21 protein-coding genes and 2 pseudogenes are annotated in these 22,420 nt (G+C 68.6%); 5 read left to right on the top strand and 18 right to left on the bottom strand.

What is annotated here, in order from left to right:
• Positions 1-121 precede the first annotated feature (121 nt).
• A pseudogene (locus tag ACIQMV_RS19030) lies at positions 122-565 on the bottom strand (RHS repeat-associated core domain-containing protein); the annotation flags it as partial.
• A gap of 177 nt (positions 566-742) precedes the next feature.
• On the opposite strand from ACIQMV_RS19030, the pseudogene ACIQMV_RS19035 reads away from it, so the two are divergent.
• Positions 743-1,084 (top strand): annotated as a pseudogene (locus ACIQMV_RS19035) (hypothetical protein).
• Between the two features lie 135 nt (positions 1,085-1,219).
• Here ACIQMV_RS19035 and ACIQMV_RS19040 read toward each other — a convergent pair.
• Positions 1,220-1,420 carry a dehydrogenase gene (locus tag ACIQMV_RS19040; RefSeq protein WP_402594016.1) on the bottom strand — a complete coding sequence of 67 codons (201 nt, stop codon included), beginning with the start codon at positions 1,418-1,420 and terminating at the stop codon, positions 1,220-1,222.
• A 312-nt stretch (positions 1,421-1,732) separates the two neighbouring features.
• On the opposite strand from ACIQMV_RS19040, the gene ACIQMV_RS19045 reads away from it, so the two are divergent.
• The 3 genes from ACIQMV_RS19045 to ACIQMV_RS19055 all read left to right on the top strand — a co-directional run bounded on the left by ACIQMV_RS19045 (position 1,733) and on the right by ACIQMV_RS19055 (position 5,548).
• Complete coding sequence (locus tag ACIQMV_RS19045) at positions 1,733-2,542, top strand: leucine-rich repeat domain-containing protein (protein ID WP_402594018.1); 810 nt, start codon at positions 1,733-1,735, stop codon at positions 2,540-2,542.
• Between the two features lie 333 nt (positions 2,543-2,875).
• Positions 2,876-3,394, top strand: a complete 519-nt coding sequence (locus ACIQMV_RS19050) for a hypothetical protein (protein WP_402594020.1) — start codon at positions 2,876-2,878, stop codon at positions 3,392-3,394.
• A 600-nt stretch (positions 3,395-3,994) separates the two neighbouring features.
• Positions 3,995-5,548 (top strand): ISL3 family transposase, encoded by a 1,554-nt coding sequence (locus ACIQMV_RS19055; protein WP_402594480.1) that lies wholly within the window; start codon positions 3,995-3,997, stop codon positions 5,546-5,548.
• Positions 5,549-5,641: 93 nt separating this feature from the next.
• Here the strand turns inward: ACIQMV_RS19055 and ACIQMV_RS19060 are convergent, their stop codons facing one another.
• The 8 genes from ACIQMV_RS19060 to ACIQMV_RS19095 form a co-directional block, all read right to left on the bottom strand.
• A complete protein-coding gene (locus ACIQMV_RS19060; RefSeq protein ID WP_326753844.1) occupies positions 5,642-5,896 on the bottom strand; it encodes a hypothetical protein in 255 nt (84 codons plus the stop codon).
• A 621-nt stretch (positions 5,897-6,517) separates the two neighbouring features.
• Complete coding sequence (locus ACIQMV_RS19065) at positions 6,518-6,802, bottom strand: hypothetical protein (RefSeq protein ID WP_402594022.1); 285 nt, start codon at positions 6,800-6,802, stop codon at positions 6,518-6,520.
• Positions 6,803-7,368: 566 nt separating this feature from the next.
• Positions 7,369-7,908: a YrhB domain-containing protein gene (locus ACIQMV_RS19070; RefSeq protein ID WP_402594023.1), complete on the bottom strand. Its 540-nt coding sequence runs from the start codon at positions 7,906-7,908 to the stop codon at positions 7,369-7,371.
• 180 nt (positions 7,909-8,088) lie between these two features.
• Entirely contained in the window at positions 8,089-9,222 is a 1,134-nt protein-coding gene (locus ACIQMV_RS19075; protein WP_402594024.1) for a hypothetical protein, read from the bottom strand.
• A complete protein-coding gene (locus ACIQMV_RS19080) occupies positions 9,168-10,187 on the bottom strand; it encodes an HNH endonuclease (RefSeq protein WP_402594026.1) in 1,020 nt (339 codons plus the stop codon). The genes ACIQMV_RS19075 and ACIQMV_RS19080 overlap by 55 nt, the downstream gene beginning before the upstream one ends.
• Before the next feature lie 732 nt (positions 10,188-10,919).
• On the bottom strand, positions 10,920-11,549 hold the full coding sequence (locus tag ACIQMV_RS19085; RefSeq protein ID WP_402594028.1) for a hypothetical protein: 630 nt from the start codon (positions 11,547-11,549) through the stop codon (positions 10,920-10,922).
• 30 nt (positions 11,550-11,579) lie between these two features.
• Positions 11,580-12,488: a ParB N-terminal domain-containing protein gene (locus tag ACIQMV_RS19090; protein WP_402594030.1), complete on the bottom strand. Its 909-nt coding sequence runs from the start codon at positions 12,486-12,488 to the stop codon at positions 11,580-11,582.
• Complete coding sequence (locus ACIQMV_RS19095; protein ID WP_402594482.1) at positions 12,485-13,111, bottom strand: HNH endonuclease signature motif containing protein; 627 nt, start codon at positions 13,109-13,111, stop codon at positions 12,485-12,487. Before ACIQMV_RS19095 ends, ACIQMV_RS19090 begins: the two co-directional genes overlap by 4 nt.
• Positions 13,112-13,177: 66 nt before the next feature.
• Here ACIQMV_RS19095 and ACIQMV_RS19100 point away from each other — a divergent pair, with 66 nt between their 5' ends.
• Positions 13,178-13,351: a hypothetical protein gene (locus ACIQMV_RS19100; protein ID WP_402594032.1), complete on the top strand. Its 174-nt coding sequence runs from the start codon at positions 13,178-13,180 to the stop codon at positions 13,349-13,351.
• A gap of 5 nt (positions 13,352-13,356) precedes the next feature.
• On the opposite strand, the gene ACIQMV_RS19105 is transcribed toward ACIQMV_RS19100, so the two are convergent.
• From ACIQMV_RS19105 to ACIQMV_RS19140, 8 genes are all read right to left on the bottom strand, one after another.
• Complete coding sequence (locus ACIQMV_RS19105; protein ID WP_402594033.1) at positions 13,357-14,790, bottom strand: hypothetical protein; 1,434 nt, start codon at positions 14,788-14,790, stop codon at positions 13,357-13,359.
• 276 nt (positions 14,791-15,066) lie between these two features.
• Complete coding sequence (locus ACIQMV_RS19110) at positions 15,067-15,864, bottom strand: hypothetical protein (RefSeq protein WP_402594035.1); 798 nt, start codon at positions 15,862-15,864, stop codon at positions 15,067-15,069.
• A gap of 122 nt (positions 15,865-15,986) precedes the next feature.
• Positions 15,987-16,748: a hypothetical protein gene (locus ACIQMV_RS19115; RefSeq protein ID WP_402594037.1), complete on the bottom strand. Its 762-nt coding sequence runs from the start codon at positions 16,746-16,748 to the stop codon at positions 15,987-15,989.
• Between the two features lie 79 nt (positions 16,749-16,827).
• On the bottom strand, positions 16,828-17,937 hold the full coding sequence (locus ACIQMV_RS19120) for a magnesium chelatase domain-containing protein (RefSeq protein WP_402594039.1): 1,110 nt from the start codon (positions 17,935-17,937) through the stop codon (positions 16,828-16,830).
• 74 nt (positions 17,938-18,011) lie between these two features.
• The gene (locus tag ACIQMV_RS19125; RefSeq protein WP_402594041.1) at positions 18,012-18,254 is read right to left on the bottom strand and encodes a hypothetical protein; all 243 of its coding nucleotides are present in this window, start codon (positions 18,252-18,254) and stop codon (positions 18,012-18,014) included.
• A gap of 107 nt (positions 18,255-18,361) precedes the next feature.
• Positions 18,362-18,919 carry a hypothetical protein gene (locus ACIQMV_RS19130; RefSeq protein ID WP_402594043.1) on the bottom strand — a complete coding sequence of 186 codons (558 nt, stop codon included), beginning with the start codon at positions 18,917-18,919 and terminating at the stop codon, positions 18,362-18,364.
• 102 nt (positions 18,920-19,021) lie between these two features.
• Positions 19,022-19,414, bottom strand: a complete 393-nt coding sequence (locus ACIQMV_RS19135; protein ID WP_402594045.1) for a hypothetical protein — start codon at positions 19,412-19,414, stop codon at positions 19,022-19,024.
• Between the two features lie 101 nt (positions 19,415-19,515).
• Positions 19,516-22,404 carry a DNA cytosine methyltransferase gene (locus ACIQMV_RS19140; protein WP_402594047.1) on the bottom strand — a complete coding sequence of 963 codons (2,889 nt, stop codon included), beginning with the start codon at positions 22,402-22,404 and terminating at the stop codon, positions 19,516-19,518.
• Between the last annotated feature and the right edge of the window lie 16 nt (positions 22,405-22,420).

The raw sequence follows: 22,420 nt of genomic DNA on the forward strand, positions 1-22,420 counted from the left end.
GCCTCCACTGTCGCGGCCACGGCCCGCCCTTACCAGCTCTCCCCAGAGGACAACCCAGAGGCAGCCCCCAGACTTCTTCAGGGGCAAGTAGCTAGGCACAGTGCGACTTTCTGCCAGGTGGAGAGTAGGCCTTCGTGGAGTGGTAGACCCAGCCGTTGCGGCTCGCCGTCACCGAGACCTGGACGGGGTTGCCCTTGCTGTCGGTGCACCCTCGCTCGCAGCCCGTGTCCGGCCGCAGGCCGGTGGCGTCAGACTTGGTGACGGGGGTGTTGTTGGCGTAGGCGTAACCGTTGAGGGACTCGTGGTCGTCGAGTGCGAGGACGGGGTCGACGGAGAGGAAGCGTCCGGTGGCCGGGTCGTACTCACGGGCGCCGATGTGGGTGAGTCCGGTGTCGACGTCGGCTGGTTTGCCGAGGAAGCCCTTGTCGTCGGGCCAGGCTGGCGGTGTCGCGCCGCGGGCTTCGCCGAAGGGCTTGGTGTAGCGGCGGGTGACGGCCTGCGTGATGGCGTCCAACGTCATCGAGGCGGTGCCGTGGTGGTCATCGACCATCCAGGACAAGCCGGTCTATTGATCACCGGTCCACCTGACCAGCGAGACTGACGAAGCCCACAGCTCTGACCAGTTCAGATGCCGTGGGCTTCTGTCGTTGTTGGTTGGCGTTGGGCGACCTCGGACGGCCCGGAGACGGCCCGATCGTCTAGGTGCTGGGCGCGCTAGCATCCTGGCATCGAAGGGGGAGGCATGGCACTGGGACGCAAGGGATCACGACGCATAGTTGTCGACGGAACGACCTATCGCTGGCGGCTGCGGCGCAGGCCCACCTACTGCCAGGCTCTCTGCTGGTCGCCGTGCACTTACGCCGTGGAGCATGCGTAGCACCCTGTGACGACTCTCGTCGTCACCACGAATCAGCCTCACACTGGCAATTGGGTCGGCCGCCCGGGCAGTCCGGTACTGCCCTCGGATGTCGCCGACGCCATCGGGGCCGCCCTACGGCAGGGTTGGATTCCCACGCGTGCAGGCTCACCGTTTCACCTCGAGCAGTCCGCCGGCTTCTCTCGCGGCTTCTCTTCCTCGCTTTGAACTCGCCCTAGGGTGAGCACCACTTTAGGAGTTCGATTCCGCCCCGGCGTAGCCGCGGTCCACCGTGCGCACGGCTACCGCATCTGGCTGCTGGTTGTCACCGCCGTCCGTCGTTGTTGATGTCAACGTTGGATATCAGCGGAACAGATCCGGCACCGGGCAGGCCTCCAATGGCTCGTCCGGCCGGTCGGCCCAGCCCCACCAGACATGCCGACCGTGGCACTTCCATAGCGACCGGCAGGTCCGCAGGCCATCGTCCTCCCGCTCGGAGCGCACGAGGCCGCCGGACTTCATGGGCTGGCCGCACTTGGGACAGTTCGGGGCGTCGTTGGTCATGCGGCGCACCCTAACGGAGCGACCGCTTCGTCCCGAAGCAACTTAGGCGAGCGCCTGACCGTGGGCCGGTGTGGCACTCACCTGTGCTGACGGTCCGCAGGCGTCCGTGCTTGTTCACCGATGTGCGTCGGCGTTGTCACGCAGTTAGACACTCACTCCACCTCCTGCTGGCGCGGTGTGGAACTCCACGTAATTCCCCATCAGCAGCGTCAGGTTCCCCAGCCAAGCGTTCGAGCACGGCGATGGGTGTCGTCTGTGCTCCCACCCGGATAATCCTGAGACGGCCTGCAGCAACCTCCGTATCCTGGCACCATGACGGACGAGGCAGAGCCGGGGCTCATTCTGAACCGCTGGGGCGACACATCGGACCCGGCCCCGGAGCGGCGGGGTCTTCGCCAGGACGCGTGCTCGTGCTTCGATCAGTCCAGGCCGCATCCGCGAGCCCGAGTCGGATTCCACGCCGAGCGGCAGGACACCGCAACTCCGGGCTGGCGCCACCTGCTGGAGCTGATCGATGAGGCCGCCGCCGACGGGCGCGAAGAGTTCCGTCCTCTGACCGAGCTCAGCCCGGAAGAGCGGCGGCAGATCATCACTCTGCCACCGAGCATCGCCCAACTGACGGCGGTCAGGCGCCTCGTGCTCTACGGCAGCAATCTGGTCCGGATCCCGCCCGAGATCGGGGCCATGACCAGTCTGGTGGAGTTCACCCCCTACACCTCCTACCGGCTGCACTGGTTCCCGTACGAGATCACCCGATGCCGGAAGCTGACCCGCAGCACGGTGAGCACGCGCGCGTTGTTCGGCAACTACAAGCTGCGGCCGCCGTTCCCGCGGCTACAGCCTTCCTCGGACTCCGTCGCGGACCTCGATCCGGGAAACCTGGATCCTCGGCACTGGGGCGCCACCGCCATCCGCAGCTGCAGTGTCTGCGACCGCCCGATCGAACAGAGCGGACTCCATCAGGTGTGGATCTCACTGCGTATGGCCACTGACGTACTGCCCCTGCTGGTCAGCGCCTGCTCGGCGGCGTGTGTCGCCGCCCTGCCCGGCGGTGCTCGCGACTACATCCCAACACCTCACAAGGGCGGTCGAGTCGACCAGCCGGCATCCGACTGGGACTGACCAGTCCGAACCTAGCCTCACCCTCCGGTCGGTCGAGAAACGACCACGATGGTGTGACGACGGGGCGAACGCCTGCGCGGGGAAGCTGACGCTCGCGATGGGGAAATACATGACCGTCGACACGCGGCTATGGAGAAAGGCACCTGTCTTCTTGCCCTGGTTCTTACCGAGGATCTTGATGACCTGCGTTTTCCCTGCTCAGAAGTGGTGGGCTCGCGTGCCTAGTGGTCATCGTTGGTCGTCCTTGGCCACTGTCGAGCGACCTCGGACGGCCCAGAGACGGCCCAGCAATGGGGGAGTTGCTCCCCTGCTACACCGGGCTATCGTGCCGTCGTGACAAGCGCGACGGAGCGTCCCCTCCTTTTCCTCGACGTCGACGGTCCACTGATCCCGTTCGGGGCGTCGTCCGGTCGCCCTCAGGCCGCTGCCGCCGACGCCTCGACGTCCGGCGATCAGGGAAACCCGCTGCTGACGCGACTCGACCCTGGGCTCGGATCTCGCCTCACAGCCCTGGGATGTCATCTCATGTGGGCCACGACCTGGATGGAGGAGGCGAACAAGGTCGTTTCCCCACGCATCGGACTGCCCAGGCTGCCCGTGGTGGAGTGGCCGGCCTCCTACGTCGACGAGGGCCCGCGCGGCCTACACTGGAAAACCCGACACCTCGTCGAGTGGGCCAATGGCCGACCGTTCATCTGGGTCGATGACGAGATCAGCGCCATGGACCGCCTGTGGGTCGACGCCAGTCATCCCGGGCTGTCGCTGCTCCATCGCGTCGACCCGGTCAAGGGCCTAACGGACGCCGACTTCACCGCGCTCGCCGACTGGCTCCGCCTCGTCATACCGAGATGAGCACCGATTTAGGAGCGAGGTTAACGAGCTCGTGCACGGTAGGTGCCCGAAAGTTACCCGGCGCCATATGCCGCGGTGCTGCTGACGTGGATTCCTTGGCGGTGCGGCACGCTGCACGGATGCGGGAGTCCACGGTGCCCCTCCAGACCATGCCATAACGGGGGGCTGGGGGGTGAAGGTTGGGGGCGGTTGTTGGGGCTGCGCTACCCCAGCCAGCCCGGAGCATCAGTGGACCGGCTGGACGTTCTCCGTTGGGTGGGGACACGGGAGCCCCTGCATGTGATCCTCTTGGCGCCGGAACTGGTGGTGGAAGCTGGTGTGGACGTCGCCCGCGACAGCGGCGGCTGGTGGCGGCACGTCGCGAGGTGGCACCGGGCGCGCCCCGACGTAATCCCCGGGCGAGGTGCCGCGTTTCGATGATGAAGAACCCCCGGCCGCCGGAAGAGCGCCGGGAGGTTCTTCTGTGTCGGCGGTCTCTGAACCTGGGTTCTGGATCACTTTCAGTGCCGGGGCCACGGAGGGTCACCACAACCGCGATCATGAACGGCCGTGGGTGATGTCCTCTTCCAGGACCTGTGGTTCCACCGGGTCGAAGGTGTTGTGGTCGAAAGTGTCATACCCGACGGCGAGTTGGTGGTCGTGCGGGCTCGGACGGCTGCAGAGCGGGCTGCGTGTCCCGCGTGTGGGACGGCGTCGGTCCGGGTGCACAGCCGGTACGTACGCCGACTCGCCGACAGCGCAGTCGGCGGCCGTCCGGCGCTGATCGAGTTACAGGTCCGGCGGTTCCGCTGCTCTCAACAGGGCTGCTTGCAGGCGACGTTCGCCGAGCAGGCCGACGGACTGACGTTCCGGCACGGCAGACGCAGTGCCGGGTTGCAGACAGTGCTGGAACGGGTGGCGGTGATGCTGGCCGGCCGGGCCGGTTCCCGCTTGGCCCACGCGCTGGCGGCCAAGGTGAGCCGCTCGACCCTGTTACGGCTGATCCGCCGTCTGCAGGACCCCGAGACCTCGACACCGAGGGTGCTCGGGGTCGACGATTTCGCGCTGCGCAAGGGGCACAACTACGGCACGATCCTGGTGGATATCGAGACACGCACCCCGGTCGATCTGCTGCCCGACCGGGAAACCTCGACGGTGGCCCGGTGGCTCACCGAACACCCCGGTGTCGAGGTGATCTGCCGCGACCGCTCCGCCGCCTATGCCGAAGCCGGGCGGCTCGGCGCCCCGGACGCTATCCACGTCGCGGACCGGTGGCACATCTGGAAGAACCTGGTCGAGGCCGTCGAGAAGACCGTCGTCCAGCACCGCGCTCTGCTGCGCGAGCCCCAGGCCACCACCACTGCCGCGGCTGCCGAGGCCGTGGAAGGGCTGGACCTCGACTTGTCTCCCACAGGGCCACGGACCACCGGCCGCCTGTCCGACCGGGTTCGCGAACAGCACGCGGCCGTCCACGCCCTCCTGGACGAAGGGCTCGGGCTGCGGCCCATCGCCCGGCGGCTCGGTCTGGCCCGCAACACCGTCCGCCGCCTCGCCCACGCGGCCACCGCGGACGAACTGCTGGTCGGCCGCTGGACCGGCCGGTCCAGCATCCTTGATCCCTTCAAGCCCTACCTGCACCAGCGGTGGGCCGAGGGCTGCACCGTCGCCCGCCGCCTGTTCGAGGAACTCCGCGAGCGCGGCTACCCCGGAGGCGAGAGCGTCGTGAAGGTCTACGTGGCCAAGCTCCGCGCGGACTTTCCGCCCACCCTGCCCCGCAAGGCTCCGTCCGTGCGGGACGTGACCAGTTGGCTCACCCGCCATCCCGACCACCTCACCGACGACCAGGCCCAGCAGCTCAAAACGATCCTGGCTCGCTGCCCCGAACTCGACCGGACCGCCGGGCACGTGCGGGCCTTCGCCGAGCTGATGAACAACCGCCAAGGCCAGGACCTCGACCAGTGGATCGAGCGCGTTCAGGCCGACGACCTGCCCGCCCTGCACGGCTTCGTCAACGGGCTTGGCCAGGACCGCGACGCGGTCGTCGCCGGCCTCAGCCTCCCCTACAGCTCCGGCGCCGTCGAGGGCCACAACAACAAGATCAAGATGCTGAAACGGCAGATGTTCGGCCGGGCCAACTTCGACCTGCTCCGCAAGCGGGTCCTCCTCACGGCGTGAGGCCGTTCATGATCGCGGTTGTGGTGACCCTCCGTGGCCCCGGCACTGAAAGTGATCCAGAACCACGGTTCAAGGAACGGCGACACTTCTGTGTTAGGAGTCGCTTCTTTCAGCCTCCCGCGCTGTCGTCCTCAGTTGCTCCTTCGCCTCTTCGGCTCGCGCCTTACGAGAGCGGTAGGCCATGACGGCTGCAGTGACCCCGCTGACGGCTGCTCCGCCGACCACTACGCCCACGGCCGCGCCTTTCGTGTACGCAGCTTTCTCAATGGCGCTGATGAGCTTGTCGACGCCCCCCGCCTCAGCCGCCTGCTTCGTGATCTCCCCGTACTTCCCAAGGTTTTCTAGCATCCCCACTACTCCCCCGGCTTCACGCGGAACGTCTCGACGTTGGAGACGCCCTCGCGGGCCCTTCGTTCCCCATGCATCTGGCACGGTTGTGGCACGGACCTTAGCCGACGACAGTCAGCCACGACGACGGGTATACCGACGGACCAGGCGCGCGTATGCCTCGCTGCACCCCCACCGGCCTCCACCACGCTGCCAGCGCTGTCGACCAGAGCAAGCCACGACGGCCGGCACGTACTGACGGTGCTTGAGCCCTCAGCTTGGGAAGCTCGGGTTATCTCTGAACGGTTGCTGGGCTGAGCTGCGGCGGAGCGGTGCCGACGTCCGGCCGGTCGTCGTCTCGGTTCCCGGTGTTCCCCGTGGTTCACCGCACGATCTGGCATGCGTGTGGCACGGGCGTCCCGGCCTACGCGACCTGACTTGCCGGTCTACTGATCAGCCCTTCCGCTGACCAGCGGAACAGAAGAAGCCCACGGCTCTGACCAGCTCAGACGCCGTGGGCTTCTGTCGTTGTCGGTCGGCATCGGGTGACCTCGTACGGCCCACAGACGGCCCGGACTGCGGTGGCACCGGGAAACTGAGCTGTGGCATCGCGTGGTGTGTAGCTGGCTAAAAGGTCTTGCTTCACTTCCCGTCGGTGTCAGCGGGAAATGAAGCATCTTCGTGCGCTGGGTCTTCGGCTGGGGTGCGGTAGCGGCCCATGCTCGCCGCGATCAGAACGCCTCCGACCGGAGCTGCGAGTCCATAGGCCAGCGGGGCCAGCGGGCTGTCTTTCACCAGGTTGACCAGGACAACCCAGCCGACCAGGGCGGCGATGAGCACGGGATGTCGGATGATGTGCCGCGCCATGATCTTCAAGCGCTGGCGTCCGCGGGCGCGGGTGAATTGTTCCCACTCTGACGCTGCCATGTCATCAGCTTAGGGTCAGCCCGCTCCTCAGCTCAGCGAGCCATGCCTGTAGTTGGGAGCCGTAGACTCCGGGTCGGCTGATCCTCGGGCAGGGGGAACTATGCGGCGTCGGCTCACTGAGCGCACGTGGAACTGGAGCGTGCGGCAGAAGGTTGCGGTCTATCTGGTCTCGCAAGCCCTGCTGCTGTGGGTGGTAGTGGCTGTGGTGGTCGGCGAGGGCATCGGTGTGCCGCTCCCTGTCTGGGTTGGCATGTGGTGCGGCCCTGCGCTGGGCGGGCTCGTAGGAGTTTGGCGGGGCGCGAGGGATTTCAGTGACCGAGTCAAGGCGACGGGCGCCGGTCGACAAGAGGACGGCGCCCGAACGAGGCCAAGGCTTTGAGGTCTGTGATCATCCTTATCAGGTCGATCACGGGGGTCTGTCAACGTCGACCAACGGCCGCTGCGCCTCGGTCGATCGTCCACTGAGGTCCGGCGCCGACCGCTGCTGTTCGCGCTTGTTGGTGTCAACCGCTGGTGTCAGCCGCCGCACGTGGTCTTGACAAGACTGCCCCGCCTTTGCCGGACCGCTACCAAGCCGGGCCCGCCAGCGTGGTGATGGGCAATGGAGGACACTTCTCCGGCTTCCGGGTGAGGCTGACCAGTTCCTCCGGAGGTTCGTTTCCGTCCTGGACGGCCATCACATAGGCCTTCGCCTGCTGTGGTCCCAACCGGGGGGCCTGCTTCCGTAGGTGGCGTATCGCGGCCATCGTCCCGTCGGAGTGCACGAGTGCCTGGACAGCCGTGATCAGCGGATCGGGCGGTTGGACCCCCCTGACCTGCTGGAGATAGAGCTTCTCCCAGCCCTCGCGCCGGTATGTGGTGACAGGGATGTGGTGGATGCTCCCATCCTGGCGGTCCACCAGGTAGGGCCCGCTGCCCACCAACATCTTTTTGATATCGCGGCTGCGGATGTACTCAACCGACTGCCAGGTGACCAGCCACCCGAGCGCGTGCTCCTTCACGTCGAGAACAGCGAGCTCGGGCAGCCGTGCCATCCATGGCGACTCCTGCCGCTCTCTCGACAGCAGGGACTCGACCAGTTCCACGGCGCGTTCCTTGGTGACCACGTCCTTCATCTTGTACTACGGCGCAACCGGTTTTCGATCCCCGACCGCCCCAGCCACGACGTGTTCTGACCTCATGCGGGCGGCCGGCGGCGCCCGCGTCAGTGTGAGTGAGTAGCTCGGTCGCCGTGCGAGATGCCGGCCTGCTGTTCGGGCGTCACCGGGACTTCCACCTACACCTGCTCATTTCCCGATCCTCCGCCCGTACACGGATGCTGCGCCCCTGGACTGCCCGAAGCCGCCGGACTGGGGCTGCGGAGCCTTCGGCAGCGGCGCGTGGGCGATGGCCCCCTGGTTGGCCTCCGGGATCAGGCCATACACCAGGATGCACGAGGCGTCGATCCGGCCCGGCGAGTTCGGATCGGTCGGCTGCCACGTCGCCCACTCGTTCTCCAGGTCGGTGAACGCGCCTCGCAGCCGGACCCGGTCCTGCACCATCTGCTGCGCGATCGGTTCCGCCCGCAGCAGCTTGCCCTGCTTCGCGAAGACGAGGTCGACCAGCGGCATCAGGACCTTCTTCGGGATGACACCCTCGTCCCGCAGCTTCTCCCACGACGTGCGGATCGCCAGCGTGCACATGTCGCGGCCGTAGTTGCCCTCGACGTAGATGACCGCCGCGTTCGTCTCGTGGGCGAGCAGGCAGGCCTCGGTGGACCACTCGGCCGACGACATGGCGCCCGAGCGGTCATGGGTGACCCACACACGGTTGTCGGCGCCGAGGAAACCGCCGATGACGCCCGCGGTGTCCCGGCCGCCGCCCGACGGGTCGACCGTCACAGCGATCTTCTGCGGCTCCACGGCGGTGACGCCGTCACGGATGAGGCGCAGCAGGTCCCGGGAGACGAGAGCACCCTCGGCCGGCTGGGGATCGCCCTGCGCCATCGCATGCCAGTCGCGGACGGTCGACGTGTCCTTGACGTCCTTCCACCAGGCGAGCAGCGCCCGCCGCTTCCGGGTGGGGATCTTCGGATGGGGCAGCGGGTCGCCGTCCTGGCGGCCGAGCGGGTCCGGACCGAACTTGCTCGGGTTGGCGATCGCGGGCAGGTGGACGACCTTCCACCGGCCGCCGTCCTCCAGCCGGCCCTCCTCCTCCAGGCGCCGCCCGGCAAAGTCGTCCGGGTGCCAACGGGTCTGGATCGCCACCACGGCGTTCCGGTCCGGCTGCAGACGCTTCAGCGCGGCCGACGACCACCACTCGTGGACGTGCTCACGCAGCCGGGCACTCTCGGCCTCGGCCCGGTCCTTGTGCGGGTCGTCGACGATCAGGCAGTTGTGAACGAGTACCTGGCCTGCAAAGAAGTTGCTCGTGCCTTCCACCTGGAGGTCATAGACGCGGACGCGTCCTTCGCGTACTGGGCGAACCACGGCCACGGCGTCGTACTCGACTTGTGGTGCACGGCGTGGCACGTCTTGCAGAGGCTGACCAGGTTCTCCGGGCGGTTGTCCCTCGGGTTCGCGTTGATGTGGTGCACGTGGAACGTCGTCCGCTGCTGCGCCTTGCCCTTGCGGATGACCGTCATGAACGTCTCCGGGGACTTGCAGGCCACACAGCGCCGCCCGTCCCGGTCGAGGATCAGCGGACGCATCGCGCGGAACCAGGCCGCATACGAGTTGCCGTGCTTGAAGCGGGAGTTGCCCGAGCCGGTCTGCCGCCAGGCGTGGGCGAGGTTCGAGCAGTCGCGGGAGCAGTACTCGGTCCGGCTGCTCCTGGGACGGAACGGCTTCGTGCACTGCTTGCACGGCTTCTCCGCGAGCTTGCGGGTGCCCTTCTTCGGCGGGTTGGCCGTCTTGCAGGCTGGCGAGCAGTACCGGGTGTACCGCCACTGCTGGTTCGGCATCGGCGTACCGCAGCCCACGCATGGCCTCGTCTGCGCCCGCGCCTGCCCCGAGCAGGCGTAGCTGCAGAAGAAGGCCGTCTGCCCCTTGCGGACCTTCTTCGCGTGGTCCGCCTGGGCCATCTGGAACTGCTCGCCGCACTGGCCGCAGGTCAGCGTCAGCAGGAACGCCGTCCGGCGGCACTCGACGGAGCAGTAGGTCCGGCCGTTGGCCTTCGGCAGGAGCCCGCCGCAGTGCTTGCACGACTCTTGAGGCTTCGTCCTGGCCGCGTTCGAGCAGGCCCTGCTGCAGAACGGGCCTGGCTTGCCCTCGCGTTGCGCCCGCGCCAGCACCGACGGGAGCCGCTGGAACGGCTTCCCGCACTGGACGCACGTCGCCTGCACCAGCGTGCGCCCACGTGACGAGCGGGTCTCCGGGCTGGAGGTCGGCCGCGGCAACGTAGCCACGGCCGGGGACGTAGAAGCAGTGCTCGGGGGTGCATCGAACAACACGGCCTGAGCGGCTGACGACTTCAAGGGTCTCCCTCTCGCTGACGCTGGTGGCGAGGACGGGAGCCCACACGGGCCGGTCTTGGTCGTGGTCGTAGGCGAGCACCGGGGCGGTGCATCCGGACTCGACGTAGGCGCCGATGGGCACGGCCCCGCCAGGCGTGGCAATGAGCACTTCACCGGCTACACAGTTTACCGGAAAGCCTGTCAGACCAGAGCCAATTGATACAGACCGGACACCACCGCCCGCGGTCGTGTCGTAGTCCTGCGCCGCCGCCGAGCCGGCCAGCAACGCCAGGTCGTACTCCTCGCCGAACTCGGCGATGTACCGGCGAATCGCCTTGCCCCGACGCATCGCCAGGTCGTCCGAGTACGACGTCACCGCCACCCGATCCTCCGGGTGCTTGCACAGCCACCAGAACGGGAACCACTCGGCGACCGTGGTGCTCTTCCCCACCTGGGCAGGCGTGAAAATCATCAGCCGGTCGTAGTCGCCGCGTTCCAGGCCGACCAGGGCCTCACCGATCACCTTCAGGTGCGGGCGCATCCGGTAGGACCGGTCCAGGGCGCGCGCCATCGTCACCGGGTTCTTCAGCAACTCCTGGCCCAGCGCCCGCTGGGCGGCCTGCAGCCGCTGGTACACCTCGGCGTCGTCGAGGTGGGCCAGCTCGTCGGGGACCGGGGGCCCGCTCATTCTGTGCCGCCGACCTCCTCTTCGTCGTCGGGCTCCGGGTCGGCTGCATCTTCGTCGTTGCTGCCGTCGGTCGCCTTGATCCGGCGGGTGACGGAGGCGGCCAGCTCGCTGAGTCGGACGCGCCGCTGCTCCGGGGGCATCTGTGCGAACTCCTGCAACTGGACGGCGAGCGGGTTGCCGCCCTGGCCGGTCAGCGCGATCGTCTCGGTCGGGTCGCCGAACAGGACGCGCCGGTGCTTCAGCGCCACGTCGAGCAGCTGGAGGAAGTTCGTCGGCGAGAGTTCCTCGGCGCGGAGGGTGCCCAGCCGCTGCGCCAGCTTGCCGATGACCGCGCCGAGCATCTTCGCGTCGGTCTCGGCCGCCTTCCGCCGCTCCTCGATCCATGTGGCCTCGTAGAGGCGGTCCAGGTGCCGGTCCCACGCCTCGGCGCGCTCCCGCCACCGGTACTCGGCGGCGACGTTTCTCACGTGCCCGTGGGCGAGTGTCAGGCTCTCCGCAGTCTTCGCCAGTGTGCGGGCGCGACCAAGGTCGCGGTATGTCATGTACTGGCCGTGCTTGCGGGTGCTTTCTCCGGGCTGTCGCTCCCATGGGTCGAGGGTGGGGCTGAGGATGATCTGCTTGGCCATCGTGGGGTCCTGCCGTACAGGTGGGTGGGGCTAGGCGTGGGCCTGTTCGGGCTGGTCAAGGTAGGTGCGGGCCCAGAGTTCGAGTGCCTTGTACCTGTGCTCGGCGGGGATGTCTCCGCGTCCTACGGCGGCTTGCAGGGCGCGCTCTACGACGGCGGCTGATGCGGCGGGCATGGCGTCGGTGTGGAAGAGGGTGAGGAGGGGGGCCATGCCGTGGTGGCGGGGCTCGCCGGTGTCACGGTTGAACCAGCCGTCGGTGATCTCGTCTGCGTGGCTTCGGAAGCTCTCCAGGATGACGCCGAGGGCGGTGGCGACGTTGGTGACGTCGTAGCTCTTGGAGGCGAGATCGAGGCCGGCCATGACCTGGTCGTACTGGCGGAGCTGGGCGACCCAGACGTCGTCTGCGCTGGCGGCAAGGGCGATCGCGTCGCGGATCGTGGCCTGCGCGTCCTTCAGGTCGTCGGGCAGGAAGACGATGGCGAGGGTCTGGAAGCTGAGGTTCGCCTCGGAGATGGACGGGCTGTCGAGTTCGGCGAGGTTCTCCAGGGTGGCGTCGTCGAGGCCCGCGTACTCGCGCAGGTTGAGGTCGCCGATCCGCTCGTACAGCGTCTTGAGGATCGCCAGGTCGTCTTCGCCGGCGATGGCGTTGTGCGACAGCTGGATCGCGATGCGCTGCTCTTCGGTGAGCGGCTCGTCGGTCTCCAGCCAGACGATCTCTTCCAGGCCGGCCTCGATGGCGGCCTTCACACGGTGGTTGCCGGACAGGACGTGACCGTCGCCGGTGGCCGTGTCACGCCACACGAACGGCGTGGACGTGAGGACCTGGTCCTTGCGGACGTTGGTCACGAGCTGCTGGAACTGCTCATGACGCATAAATCGAGCGTTAAGGTCCAGCAGCTTGAGCGAGCGCGGGTCGCCCCTCTTGATGTCGATCTTCACGTGTCTTGTCCTTCCGAGGCGAGGTCGAACAGCGTCACCTGGGCGGGGACGCTGGGGAGTCGGTGGCCTGCGGGCCGGTAGTCGATGTGCTTGTCACTCTTGCGCCGATTGCAGGGGCCACAGAGCGGCTGGATGTTGTCGATGCCGTTGCTGGCGCCGGGCCAGGACAGCGGCACGACGTGATCGGGCTGGAGAGGTCCGGGGCCGTCGCAGGCGAGGCAGCGGTGGTCGTAGAGGTCGAGGAGCGCGTTCCATTCCTCGGGCGTCCAGTCCGGGGAGAAGCGCCCGCGGTTGCGCTGGCGGGCGTTCGCGGCGGCCATCTTGTCCGGGTTCCGGCGGCGCCACTCGCGGTTGAGATCGGTCTCGCGCTTCCGGTACGCGGGGTCCTGCCGTGCCGCCTCTTTGTGCTCGCGGGCTCGCCGTCGCGCCGATTCCCTGTGGGCGTCGACCGAGCGGTAGGCGAGCATCTGCGCCCGTTCCGTGTCGCGGTTGACCTCGTAGCGGGACCGCCGCTCGGCTTTCCGGCACGCCTTGCACTCGTTACGGCGGCCGGTGATGGTCGTCTTCGAGCGGTGGAACTCGGTCTCGGCCTTCTCGGTCTTGCAGACCCTGCACACGATCATGGTCACGGTACACAAAGTACCGTGTGTACCGTGTGTGCATTGGTGACCGTGTGTACCCTTCACCGCATGGAGCGAATGGGAGTCAGGGAACTGCGGGAACAGCTCGGCCGACGGGTCGACGCGGCACACTTCCGCGACGACGTGACGGTGGTCGAGAAGAGCGGCGAGCCGAGGGCGGTGCTGGTGCCGTACTCCTGGTGGATGGAGACGACCGGCGGCGAGACGCCGGCGGCCGACTGACACGCTCACGACGCCACCCTCGGGCGCCAACCGGGCTTCAGATCCTTGCCGTAGCGCTTCTTCCACTCGGCGAGCACGTCGGCGAGGGGCTTGCCGGTGAACGGGCCGCCGTATTGCAGCTGGTACTGCTGGGCGTAGTACGAGTCGTTGGGGTCGATGCCCTTGGCCCAGTCCTCACCGAGCACGTTCTTCTGGTCGCGTTTGAGGAGGCGGAGCACGCCGCGGTACTTCATCGACACCGGCCGCTTCGTGAACGCGGTCGTGGCGAGGGACTGGTAGCGGCGGTGGCCGTGCCGCCACGCGAGCAACTGGGCGTCGCGCGAGACGGCGGCCATGACGATCAGCTTCGACAGCTTCGCGTACCGGCTGGTCGACACGGGGAAGTCGGACAGCATGTAGACGGTGGGCTGCTGCGGCAGGTGCGCGCCCCAGTTGCCGAGTGTCGGCGCCCACGAGTACGCGAACACGCCGACGAGCTTGCGGTCGACGAGGACGGCCACGCCGAGGGACTCGGAGCCGGGCCGGATGTTGTGGTTCATGTACGCCGAGCGCAGGGCGGCGAACTGGCCCGAGGTGAGGACGGCGAGCGAGGGCGTGTCGCCGATCTCTTCGTCGGCGAGGTGGGGGCCGGGCCAGTTCTCGGTGTGCTGGCGGGGCTGGACGAGGCGGAGCGGGCCGGACTTGGCGTACACCCAGATCGGGATGCCGCGGTTCGTGGTGCGGGTCCGGCCGCGCAGGTACTCGGCCATCTCCGGGATTTCCTCGTTGGTGCCGAGGAGCCAGTGGTCCCGGTCGGTGATCCGGTCGATCAGGAACTCAAGCTCGGGATCCTCCATGATCGTGAACTCGGGCGGAGTCCACTCGAACATCTCCTCCAGCTTCGCGAAGTCGCGGACGAAGTTCTTGCCCGCGCCGTGGAACGGCGGATAGGAGACGACACCGGCGCCGTCGGGGATCTTCTCGACCCATGTCAGCGCGTCCTCGGCCGCGTACGAGGCGAGCTTCAGCGTTTCCTGCGCGGTGACGATCTTCGCGGTGGTCTTCGCGTGCAGGTCGGGCCACTGCTGCTCGTAGGCCCGGCGCATCTTGTCCCAGTACGGGTTCGACTTCTTGCCCATGAGCGGGGCGAGCCGGGTACACAGCATCATCGTCGCGAGCTGCTTCTCCGGGGTGTCGTGGTGCTCCTCCAGCCATGGGAACTCGGCGGCGGCGGACGGGGTGAGGACCAGGGGCAGCGGGTCGCCGGCGTAGTACCGGCCGATCGCCGTCGAGTACATGAGCACGTCGCACGAGTGCAGGCGCTTGCCGAGGCTGGCGATGGTCTTCTCGACGGTGAAGTTCCCGCAGCACACGTTGTAGACGTCGGTGACGTCCTTCCACAGGGAGACGTGCTCTCTGACGATGCGGCACATGTCCGCTGGGATCGAGCCGTGGAACATCGGGGTTGGCTCCTCGCATGGGGTGGACAGCGTGACGAGGGGCCGCAGATGGTAGCTGATCAGGCATCATGTGCATTCAGCACAAACGGTGCGGGCGCACGCGAAAGCCCCCGCCCTGGGATCGGCGGGGGCTTTCGAGGCTGGAGCGCCGGCCACGACTTGAACGTGGTCCTGCCCCCTGGAAGGGGACCGTGCGTCGGTTACACCTCCGGCGCGTGGCCGGTCGTCGCCGCTGCTCAGGACGACCAGACGCCACGGAGCATACCTCACCAACCGTCACAAACGCCCACGGAGGGTGTTGTTCGGCTGGCTGGGAGGCCTGGGAGGGGCTGTGGTTCCGGCTGTGGCCGCCTCGTTGCAGGGGCTTGGGGTGGTGGGAGGCTCGGGGGGTTGAGCGGCTGAGACGGGCGTGAGGGCGGGGAACAGTTCGGGCTGGACCGCGGTACGGTCCCCGGACTGCCGCCCGGCCTGCTGGTGTTCGAGGTGCTGGGCTGCCGTCCACCGCCACCAGTCCGGCCGGGCCTGCCGGAGGCCGCCGGTCAGGATGAGGTGGTCGGCGCGGACGTCGTGCACGGTGCCGTCGAGGATCAGCCACACCTCGCACTTGGGCAGGCCGGGCCGGGTGACCATAGCGAGCTGGTGGATGTCGCCCCAGCCGGGGTGCAAGCCGCCGGGCTTGATCCACGTCCAGGTGCCGGGGCGGATGTCGCCGGGCCCGGCCGGGGTGTGCCGGTAGGGCGGGCGCTGGCGGCGGCGCCGCCACGGCTTCGGGGGGTAGAAGTGGGACGGCGGGTAGTGCGGGTGGGCGTCCCGGTAGGCCTTCAGGTCGGCGGCCTGCCGCCTGACGACGTCGGTGTCCGTGTAGCAGCGGGGCCCGACGTGCCAGTTCCGGGGACCGTTCTTCTCCCAGTAGCTGGGGCTGCCGCAGCTGCACCGGCTCGGGCGGAGGTACTCGCCGGCCGTCGCGCACGGCCAGGCCGTGGCGCAGGTGCGGCACTTCCATTCGGTCTCGGCGCCGGTCGGCAGGTGGTCGTCGGGCAGGCGGATCGGGCGCATCGTCCATCCGGTGGTCATCTGGTGACGTCCTCTCAGGTGTGGTCGGGGGTGGTGGAGCGGGGCCGCGGCTGGGCCCCGTAGAGCAGCAGTGAGGCCGGGGAACGCTGCCTGTTCCCCGGCCTCATGGAGCGTTGGGTGGCTCACCCGGCGGGCTTGATGCCGTCCTCGGTGCAGACGGTGCACGGCTCCTTGTACGTGCAGGCGTAGTGAGGCCGTCCGTCGAAGTCGGCGCAGTGCAGGCAGTCGGTGGGGTGCAGGGCGGGGCACGGCCAGCACTCGGTCAGGGCGTGCCGTACGTAGATCAGGGCCTGCGTTTCTTCCTCGAACCGGGTGGCGTCCTCTGGGTCGCAGCCGCACCGGTCGTGCAGGACGCCGATCGTCGTGTGGCGCAGGGTGACCGTGCGGTCCTGGCGGATCTCGTACGGGTCGCCGCCGTCGACGTCGGTCACGTGGAGGTGGGGCCGACCGTCCTCGCCGGGCTCGGTGCTGCGCAGGATGCCGATCGCGGTCGGGGCGACGACGAGGGTGACGCTGCCGGTGACTTCCACCGCGTACGGAGGGACGGCCTCCAGGCCAAGGACGTTGACTCGCTTGTCGGTGATGTCGGCCGCGCGCTGGCGGCGCTTGCGGGCGATCTCCTGGAAGGCCAGGCCGACCGCGGTCCGCCGGCTGCCGCCGGTTCCCCACACGCGCCGCTCGCCGTCGGCGTCCCGCACCTCCCATCCGTCCTCGGTGCGGTAGACGGCCATCTCCCAGTTGGTGACGTTGGTGTGCGCCGGGGTGTCCTCGGGGAACGAGCCGGGGACGGTGAACAGGTAGCCGTTCCGGCCGAACGGCAGGTGGGCCGGGAAGCGGTCCGGTCCGTACATTTTGTACGCGGGCTCGGTCGTGAAGTCGTCCATGGCGGTCCTTCCGCTGTGAGCTGCTTGGATGAGGGGTGAGGCCGGGGAGCGCTGCCTGCTCCCCGGCCTCATCTGCCGGTCAGTTCTGGGCTTCCGTCTCCTCCGGCGCGGCCAGGACGTGGACCGCTGACCGGGCGCCTTCCGGGCGGGGGCCGTAGCACAGGTACTCGCCCCACTCGTCGTTCACGCGCTTGCCGGACGCGTCCCAGATGAGCAGTCGGCCGCACTGGGCGCAGTTCCCGGCGTTCTCCCCCGGTGTCCCGTGCGGCCGGTTGTCGGCGGCCGGGGCTCCGTCCAAGGGGCGGGCGAGGAAGTCGAGGGCCTGGCGCAGGTTCAGGACGCCGTGGACGGTGCCGCCCGGGAGCAGCGGGCACGTGGTCACGACCGAGGAGGCGACGATCGCCCGCTCGTAGCCGCCGCAGATGTCGGCGTAGCGGACGCCGCTGCGGGTCTCGGGCGTGGAGCGGACCCGGCCGTCGAGACCGAGTTGGCCGAGGAGCACGGTCCGCTTCAGCGTGGCCGGGTCGACGTATCCGGCCGCGGCGAGGATCGCGCACGCGATGGCCAGGTCGGCGGTCGGGCCGGGGCGGGCGTCGGTGTGCAGCTGGACGGACAGCTCGCCGTCCGGCCAGGCGTAGCCTCCGTTGATGATCGCGGCACGCACGCGGTCGCGGGTCTCGCGCAGTTCGCCGTCCGGGTCGGCCAGGGTGAACGAGGGCCGCTCGGCGGGGACCAGGTCCACGTGCACGTCGCACACGAGGCCTTCGTGGCGGACGTGCGCGCGGGCGTGGCGCTTGGCGGGGGGCTGCTCGGGGAGCTTTACGTCCCGGTACGGCAGGCCCTTGTAGGAGATCTTCCAGCCGGCTCCGACCAGGCCGCCGAAGGGGATCGCCTGCCGGAACAGGTCGTCCACGTCGTCCACGAGGGTGTCGTTGAAGGCGTGCCCGACGCTCGCGGGCGCCCACCAGAGCGTCTTGCCCTGGGCGTCGCGGACCTCGTGGAGTTCCTTCTCCTCGGTGTCCACGGTGATGGCGGCCGCGGTGGGCAGGACGTCGCGGATGAGGCGGGCCGCGTAGGCGATCGTGTTGGCGAGCAGGGTCGAGCGGACCTGCAGGGCGCTCTCGAAGGAGCTGGTGCAGGCGCGGGAGAGCGCGGCGGTGATCAGGTCGGTGCCCAGGGGCTCGGTCATGGTGGTGTTCCTCTCGCAGGTGGAAGGGGCGGGCCGGGGAGCGCTGCCTGCTCCCCGGTCCGTGGTGCTGTCGGTCAGTTGTCGGCGGTGATGACGAAGCGCGGGGTGCGGCCCGCGATCTGGACCCAGACCTCGGTCTCGCCCTTGTGGACACCGGCCGCCGGGATGCTCTCGGTCCAGCGGATGACGGTCTTGCGCATGGGCGCCTTCGTGGTCGGGGCGGTGCCGACCTCGGAGGTGACGACCTCGGCCGGGTAGAAGGTGCCGATGGTGGCGAGCTTGGTGCCGGGGGCGAGGGGGGTGAGGTTGGTGGCCATTTGGGGTCCTCCTTGGTGAGGGGGTTTAGTGGGTCGTCACTATGTCCAACGCTTGTTCGCCCCGTGAGGTACCGGGTGTTTCGCGAGAAATCGCAGAAAACCGCAGGTCAGGAGGTCGGCGCCTCGTCCAGGCTGCCGGTCTGGCTGTCGGCGGTCAGCCCGTACTCGTCGAGGCCGGACTGCTCGCGCATGTCGGCCAGGAACTTGTCGAGGGCCTCGCGGGGGGTGGCACCGCGCTCGGTGCTCACGGAGCCGAAGGCGTCGGCCGCGTCGACGCCGATTTCCTCGAGCACCGCCGCGCGGCGGGCGGGGTTGGTCGGGGCGGGCGCGATGTCCCACAAGGTGTAGCCGGTGCCCTGGCACTGGCCGACGATGATGAACTCGCAGACCTTGGTGAAGGTGCAGGCCCTCTTACGGTCGGCGATCTGCCCGGCCAGGCGGACGTCGATCCGGCCGGTGGCGTCCTGCTCGATTCCGGAGGCGAGCCAGGTCTGAGCGCGGAGCAGGGCACGGACCGTGGTTCCGGGCATCTCGTCTTCGCTGAGCACCGTGACCGGGGATCCCTCGGCGATCGTCATCCGGTAGGTGGCGGCGTCGTCGATGTCGAGCGCCGCGAACGCCTCCTTCATGAGGGCGTGGCGGGCGTGGTCGGCGGTGACGGTCATACGTCCTCCCTGAATTGGGCTTAGTGGGTCGCCACTATGCCTAACGCGTGACGACCCGTGGGGTTCCGGGTTGACCCGGGGGGTTTTCGAGGAAAGTGCAGGTCAGAGCCCTGCGAGGACGGTCTGTTCGTCCTCGTAGATGGCGCTCGCGTAGCGCTCCGCGTGGCGGGCGTTCTTGAAGTCGCCCCGCAGCCAGCGGACGAGCATCAGCCGCTGGTTCGGCTCGCTCAGCCGGGCGACGTACGAGGCGAGGCCGACCGGCAGGAGCTCCTGTTCCAGGGCGCCCTTGCCCTCCTCGACGAGGTCGAGGGGGGCAAGGCGCAGATCGACCCGGTTCCAGTCGGCTCCGGCCAGCTCGGCGATCTCCTTGGCGGCGTACCCGGCGGCGACCAGGACGGCGTAGACCTGGCCCTCGCGGAGCGGGGCGGCCTCGTGCTTGACGGCCTCCTGGGCGATGGCCTGGGCAAGGTGAGCGGGGAGGAGCTTGGCGGTCATGGCGGCCTCCGTGCTGGGTGTAGTGGGTCGTCACTATGTCCAACGCGTGACTACCCGTGGGGTTCCGGGTTGACCCGGGAGGTTTTCGAGGAAAGTGCAGGTCAGGCGGCCATCGCGTAGCGGTCGATGGGCTCGCCCGTGATGCACTCGACCAGCGCGCACAGCAGCACCTCGGCCGCGTTCGGGGTGACCGCGTTCCCAAGCTGCCTTACCTGGTCGCGCTTGCTGCCGAGGATCTTGTATTTGTCCGCGAAGGCCATCGCCCGCTGGATCTCCTTGGGCTGGAGCATCCGGAACAGCACCTTCGACAGGTCGTACTCGCCGTTGGCATCGAGGAGGGCGTACCGGTCGCGGGTGGGCAGGGCGCCGACCGGCTCGGAGGTCGGTCGCGCCTGGCCGCTGCCGTAGTACGGGACGAGCAGGGGGTCCGACGTGATCAGCGACTGGTGGCCGGTGGCCGTCATGGTCCGGAGTGGCTCGTCGGCGCCGGTGACCATCTGGGCGGGGTCACCGTTCGGGGTGTTGTTCCGCATGATCAGCGGGCGGGGTGCCATGACCAGGCCGTGGTGGTTGCCGCCGGCCGACACGGTGTGGACCGGGTGGCCGATGTGCCGGGCCTTCTCCTTGTCGCCGCCGCCGCGCATGGGGACCACGAACGGGACGTAGGCGATCGCCGTCTCGTTCCGGGCGGTCTGGGTGCGCAGGGGCTCATCGACCGGCATGGCCTTCTTGCCGTCGCGGCCTTCGCAGGGAATCAGGATCGGGGGCACGACCAGGGCGTCACTCTCGACCGTCGTCCGGGTCGACATCGGGTCGTCGACGCTGGCCGGGCCGTTGCGCCAGGTCCCGCCGGTCGGGACGAGGAACGGGGCGATCCGGTCGGCGTCGGGCTGGTCGTCGAACAGGGCCTCCTGGCCGACCTGCGCGCCGGGCAGTGGCCAGTACTTGCGGACACCAGCACGGATGCGGGCCATCGTGTTCGGGGCGAGACCCTCTGGGCAGTCCTTCGACTTCGGGCGCGAGCCGATCGGCGTGCCCTTGATGGACCAGTCGATCGCCGCGGCGGCCGGGAGGACGTCGGGCTCAACGAGCGCCCGGCAGCTCTTGCGCGGGCACCGGTAGTCGTAGCTCGACCCGTAGCGGCCCATGTCCTTGCCGGGCTTCCGGAAGACCTGGAGAGCGGAGACCATCTCGTCGCAGTTCGCGCAGTACGCCTTGGGGCGCAGCCACTTGTCCCAGTCGGGCGTGCGGCCGAGGCTCTTGTGCCAGTAGGCGACGTACAGCCGGTCGCGGGACTGCGGGGCGCGGTGCACCGACCTCGGGTCGGCGTGCATCGAGTTGAGGGCGATCACCTTCGTGCGGTAGCCCAGCTTGTGGAACTCCTTCAGCCACCGGTCCCATTCGGTCCACGCGCGGACGTCGGTGACGTTCTCGACCACCCCGGCCTTGATGAGGCCGCCTCGTTCAATCACGCCTCGCAGGTACAGGGGCACCTCTTCCATCAGCGCCCGGCTGGCCTCCTCCTCTTCGGTCGGCTCGTTGTCGTCCTCCTGGTCGGCGGTCTTGAAGCGCTCCTCCTCCATGTCCGCGTAGAGGCTGAGGAGATCGCCCTGCACGGCCTTGGCGAACGACCGCTTTTTCCCCTTGGCAATAGACCAATTGGTGCACTCAGGACTAGACCAGTGGACGTCGGTGATCGGCCAGGCCCAGACCGGGGCCTTGCGGATGTCGCCCATGTAGTGCGCGACGCCCGGGAAGTTGAACTGGTGGGTCTTGATGGCCTGCTTCCAGTGGTTCGCCGCGCGGGCCACTCGCAGGAACGGGACGGCTTCTGCGCCTTGGCCGCTGCCGCCGGCTCCGCAGTTCCCGGTCCAGTGGACCAGGCCGTTGCGCCGACAGAGCCACGTGCCGTGCTCGACCGTGGGGCACCAGACGGTGCCGGTGTAGGTGGTCCACTCAGCAACGGCCTGGCGGAGCGGCTTGGCGGTGACTCGCTCCAGGAGCGACACCCGCCACATCGGGTAGGCCTTGCCCTTGTACTGGAACTCCCGCCGGTGGATCGATGTCCCCCGGCCAGCAAGCGTGGCAGCGAACTGGAACCCTTCCGCGCGGTCCTTCCGGTTCTGCGAGAGGTGCGATTCTCGCACTCCGTTGCGCACACGGGTCGTCCCGTCCGCCAGCATCGACGCCTCGATCAGCAGGTCGAGTTGGTCCTGCGTGAGGGTGAGCAGCCAGGCCGAGTCCAGGACGTGGTCAGGAGCGGCAGCCAGGATGGGGGCCGCGGCGGCGCCGTTCAGTCGCCAGTACCTGGTCCCCTCGTACGTTCCGACGTTCCAGGCGGGCTGGCCGCGCCGCCGGCCAGCGCGGCCCATCGGCGGGCCGTAGAGCGTGGTCAGCGCCCGCTCGATCCGCTCGCACTTCTCGGGGTTCACCGACGGGGACTGGGAGATGTGAAGCCCGCCGCTCTCGCGGTAGTGGCCTTCGGTCCATGCCCAGCCGACCAGCTCAACGAGCGCATCGGGCTGGCTGCTGTCCGTCGGGGTCTCGAAGGGAGCGCGGTGAACGACCGACGATTCCAGGGTGAGCTGGTCGGAGGTCCGGACCTGCCAGACCTTCTGACGTCCGGTTCGCGTGCCCACGCGCTGTCGGACCGGCCAGCGGTGACCGGCCGTCACCAGTGCCGAGAGCGTCTTGCCTTCGACTCTCAGCATCTTCGCGTCGGTCACCTCGAAAACGTTCATCCTCTGGATCGGCACCCAGCGCGCGCGACCGTCCGTCAGGTCGAGGCTGGCCACCAGGTCGCCGACCGCCACCCGGTCGTAGCGCCGCCATCCACGGGCGGTCAGGATCTCAGTCTCGGTGTCCGCGCAGAACCAGTCCATGAGGCTGAGGTCGCCGCCGTCGTGCTTGTAGGCGCGGACGCGCCGGGGGGCCTTGGCCTCGGCGGAGGCTGCCGCCCACTGGCGGGAGGTGGAGTCGATGTAGGGCACAGGGCGCTCCTTTGCT

It is taken from the genome of Streptomyces sp. NPDC091412, assembly GCF_044756885.1.
Classification (GTDB): Bacteria; Actinomycetota; Actinomycetes; order Streptomycetales; family Streptomycetaceae; genus Streptomyces.

Excerpts from the sequence above, each read along its gene's own strand:
- ACIQMV_RS19040 (WP_402594016.1), bottom strand. The coding sequence starts at position 1,420 with ATGACCAACGACGCCCCGAACTGTCCCAAGTGCGGCCAGCCCATGAAG.
- ACIQMV_RS19045 (WP_402594018.1), top strand. The coding sequence starts at position 1,733 with ATGACGGACGAGGCAGAGCCGGGGCTCATTCTGAACCGCTGGGGCGAC.
- ACIQMV_RS19060 (WP_326753844.1), bottom strand. The coding sequence starts at position 5,896 with ATGCTAGAAAACCTTGGGAAGTACGGGGAGATCACGAAGCAGGCGGCT.
- ACIQMV_RS19065 (WP_402594022.1), bottom strand. The coding sequence starts at position 6,802 with ATGGCAGCGTCAGAGTGGGAACAATTCACCCGCGCCCGCGGACGCCAG.
- ACIQMV_RS19085 (WP_402594028.1), bottom strand. The coding sequence starts at position 11,549 with ATGGCCAAGCAGATCATCCTCAGCCCCACCCTCGACCCATGGGAGCGA.
- ACIQMV_RS19095 (WP_402594482.1), bottom strand. The coding sequence starts at position 13,111 with ATGATCGTGTGCAGGGTCTGCAAGACCGAGAAGGCCGAGACCGAGTTC.
- ACIQMV_RS19100 (WP_402594032.1), top strand. The coding sequence starts at position 13,178 with ATGGAGCGAATGGGAGTCAGGGAACTGCGGGAACAGCTCGGCCGACGG.
- ACIQMV_RS19105 (WP_402594033.1), bottom strand. The coding sequence starts at position 14,790 with ATGTTCCACGGCTCGATCCCAGCGGACATGTGCCGCATCGTCAGAGAG.
- ACIQMV_RS19110 (WP_402594035.1), bottom strand. The coding sequence starts at position 15,864 with ATGACCACCGGATGGACGATGCGCCCGATCCGCCTGCCCGACGACCAC.
- ACIQMV_RS19115 (WP_402594037.1), bottom strand. The coding sequence starts at position 16,748 with ATGGACGACTTCACGACCGAGCCCGCGTACAAAATGTACGGACCGGAC.
- ACIQMV_RS19120 (WP_402594039.1), bottom strand. The coding sequence starts at position 17,937 with ATGACCGAGCCCCTGGGCACCGACCTGATCACCGCCGCGCTCTCCCGC.
- ACIQMV_RS19125 (WP_402594041.1), bottom strand. The coding sequence starts at position 18,254 with ATGGCCACCAACCTCACCCCCCTCGCCCCCGGCACCAAGCTCGCCACC.
- ACIQMV_RS19130 (WP_402594043.1), bottom strand. The coding sequence starts at position 18,919 with ATGACCGTCACCGCCGACCACGCCCGCCACGCCCTCATGAAGGAGGCG.
- ACIQMV_RS19135 (WP_402594045.1), bottom strand. The coding sequence starts at position 19,414 with ATGACCGCCAAGCTCCTCCCCGCTCACCTTGCCCAGGCCATCGCCCAG.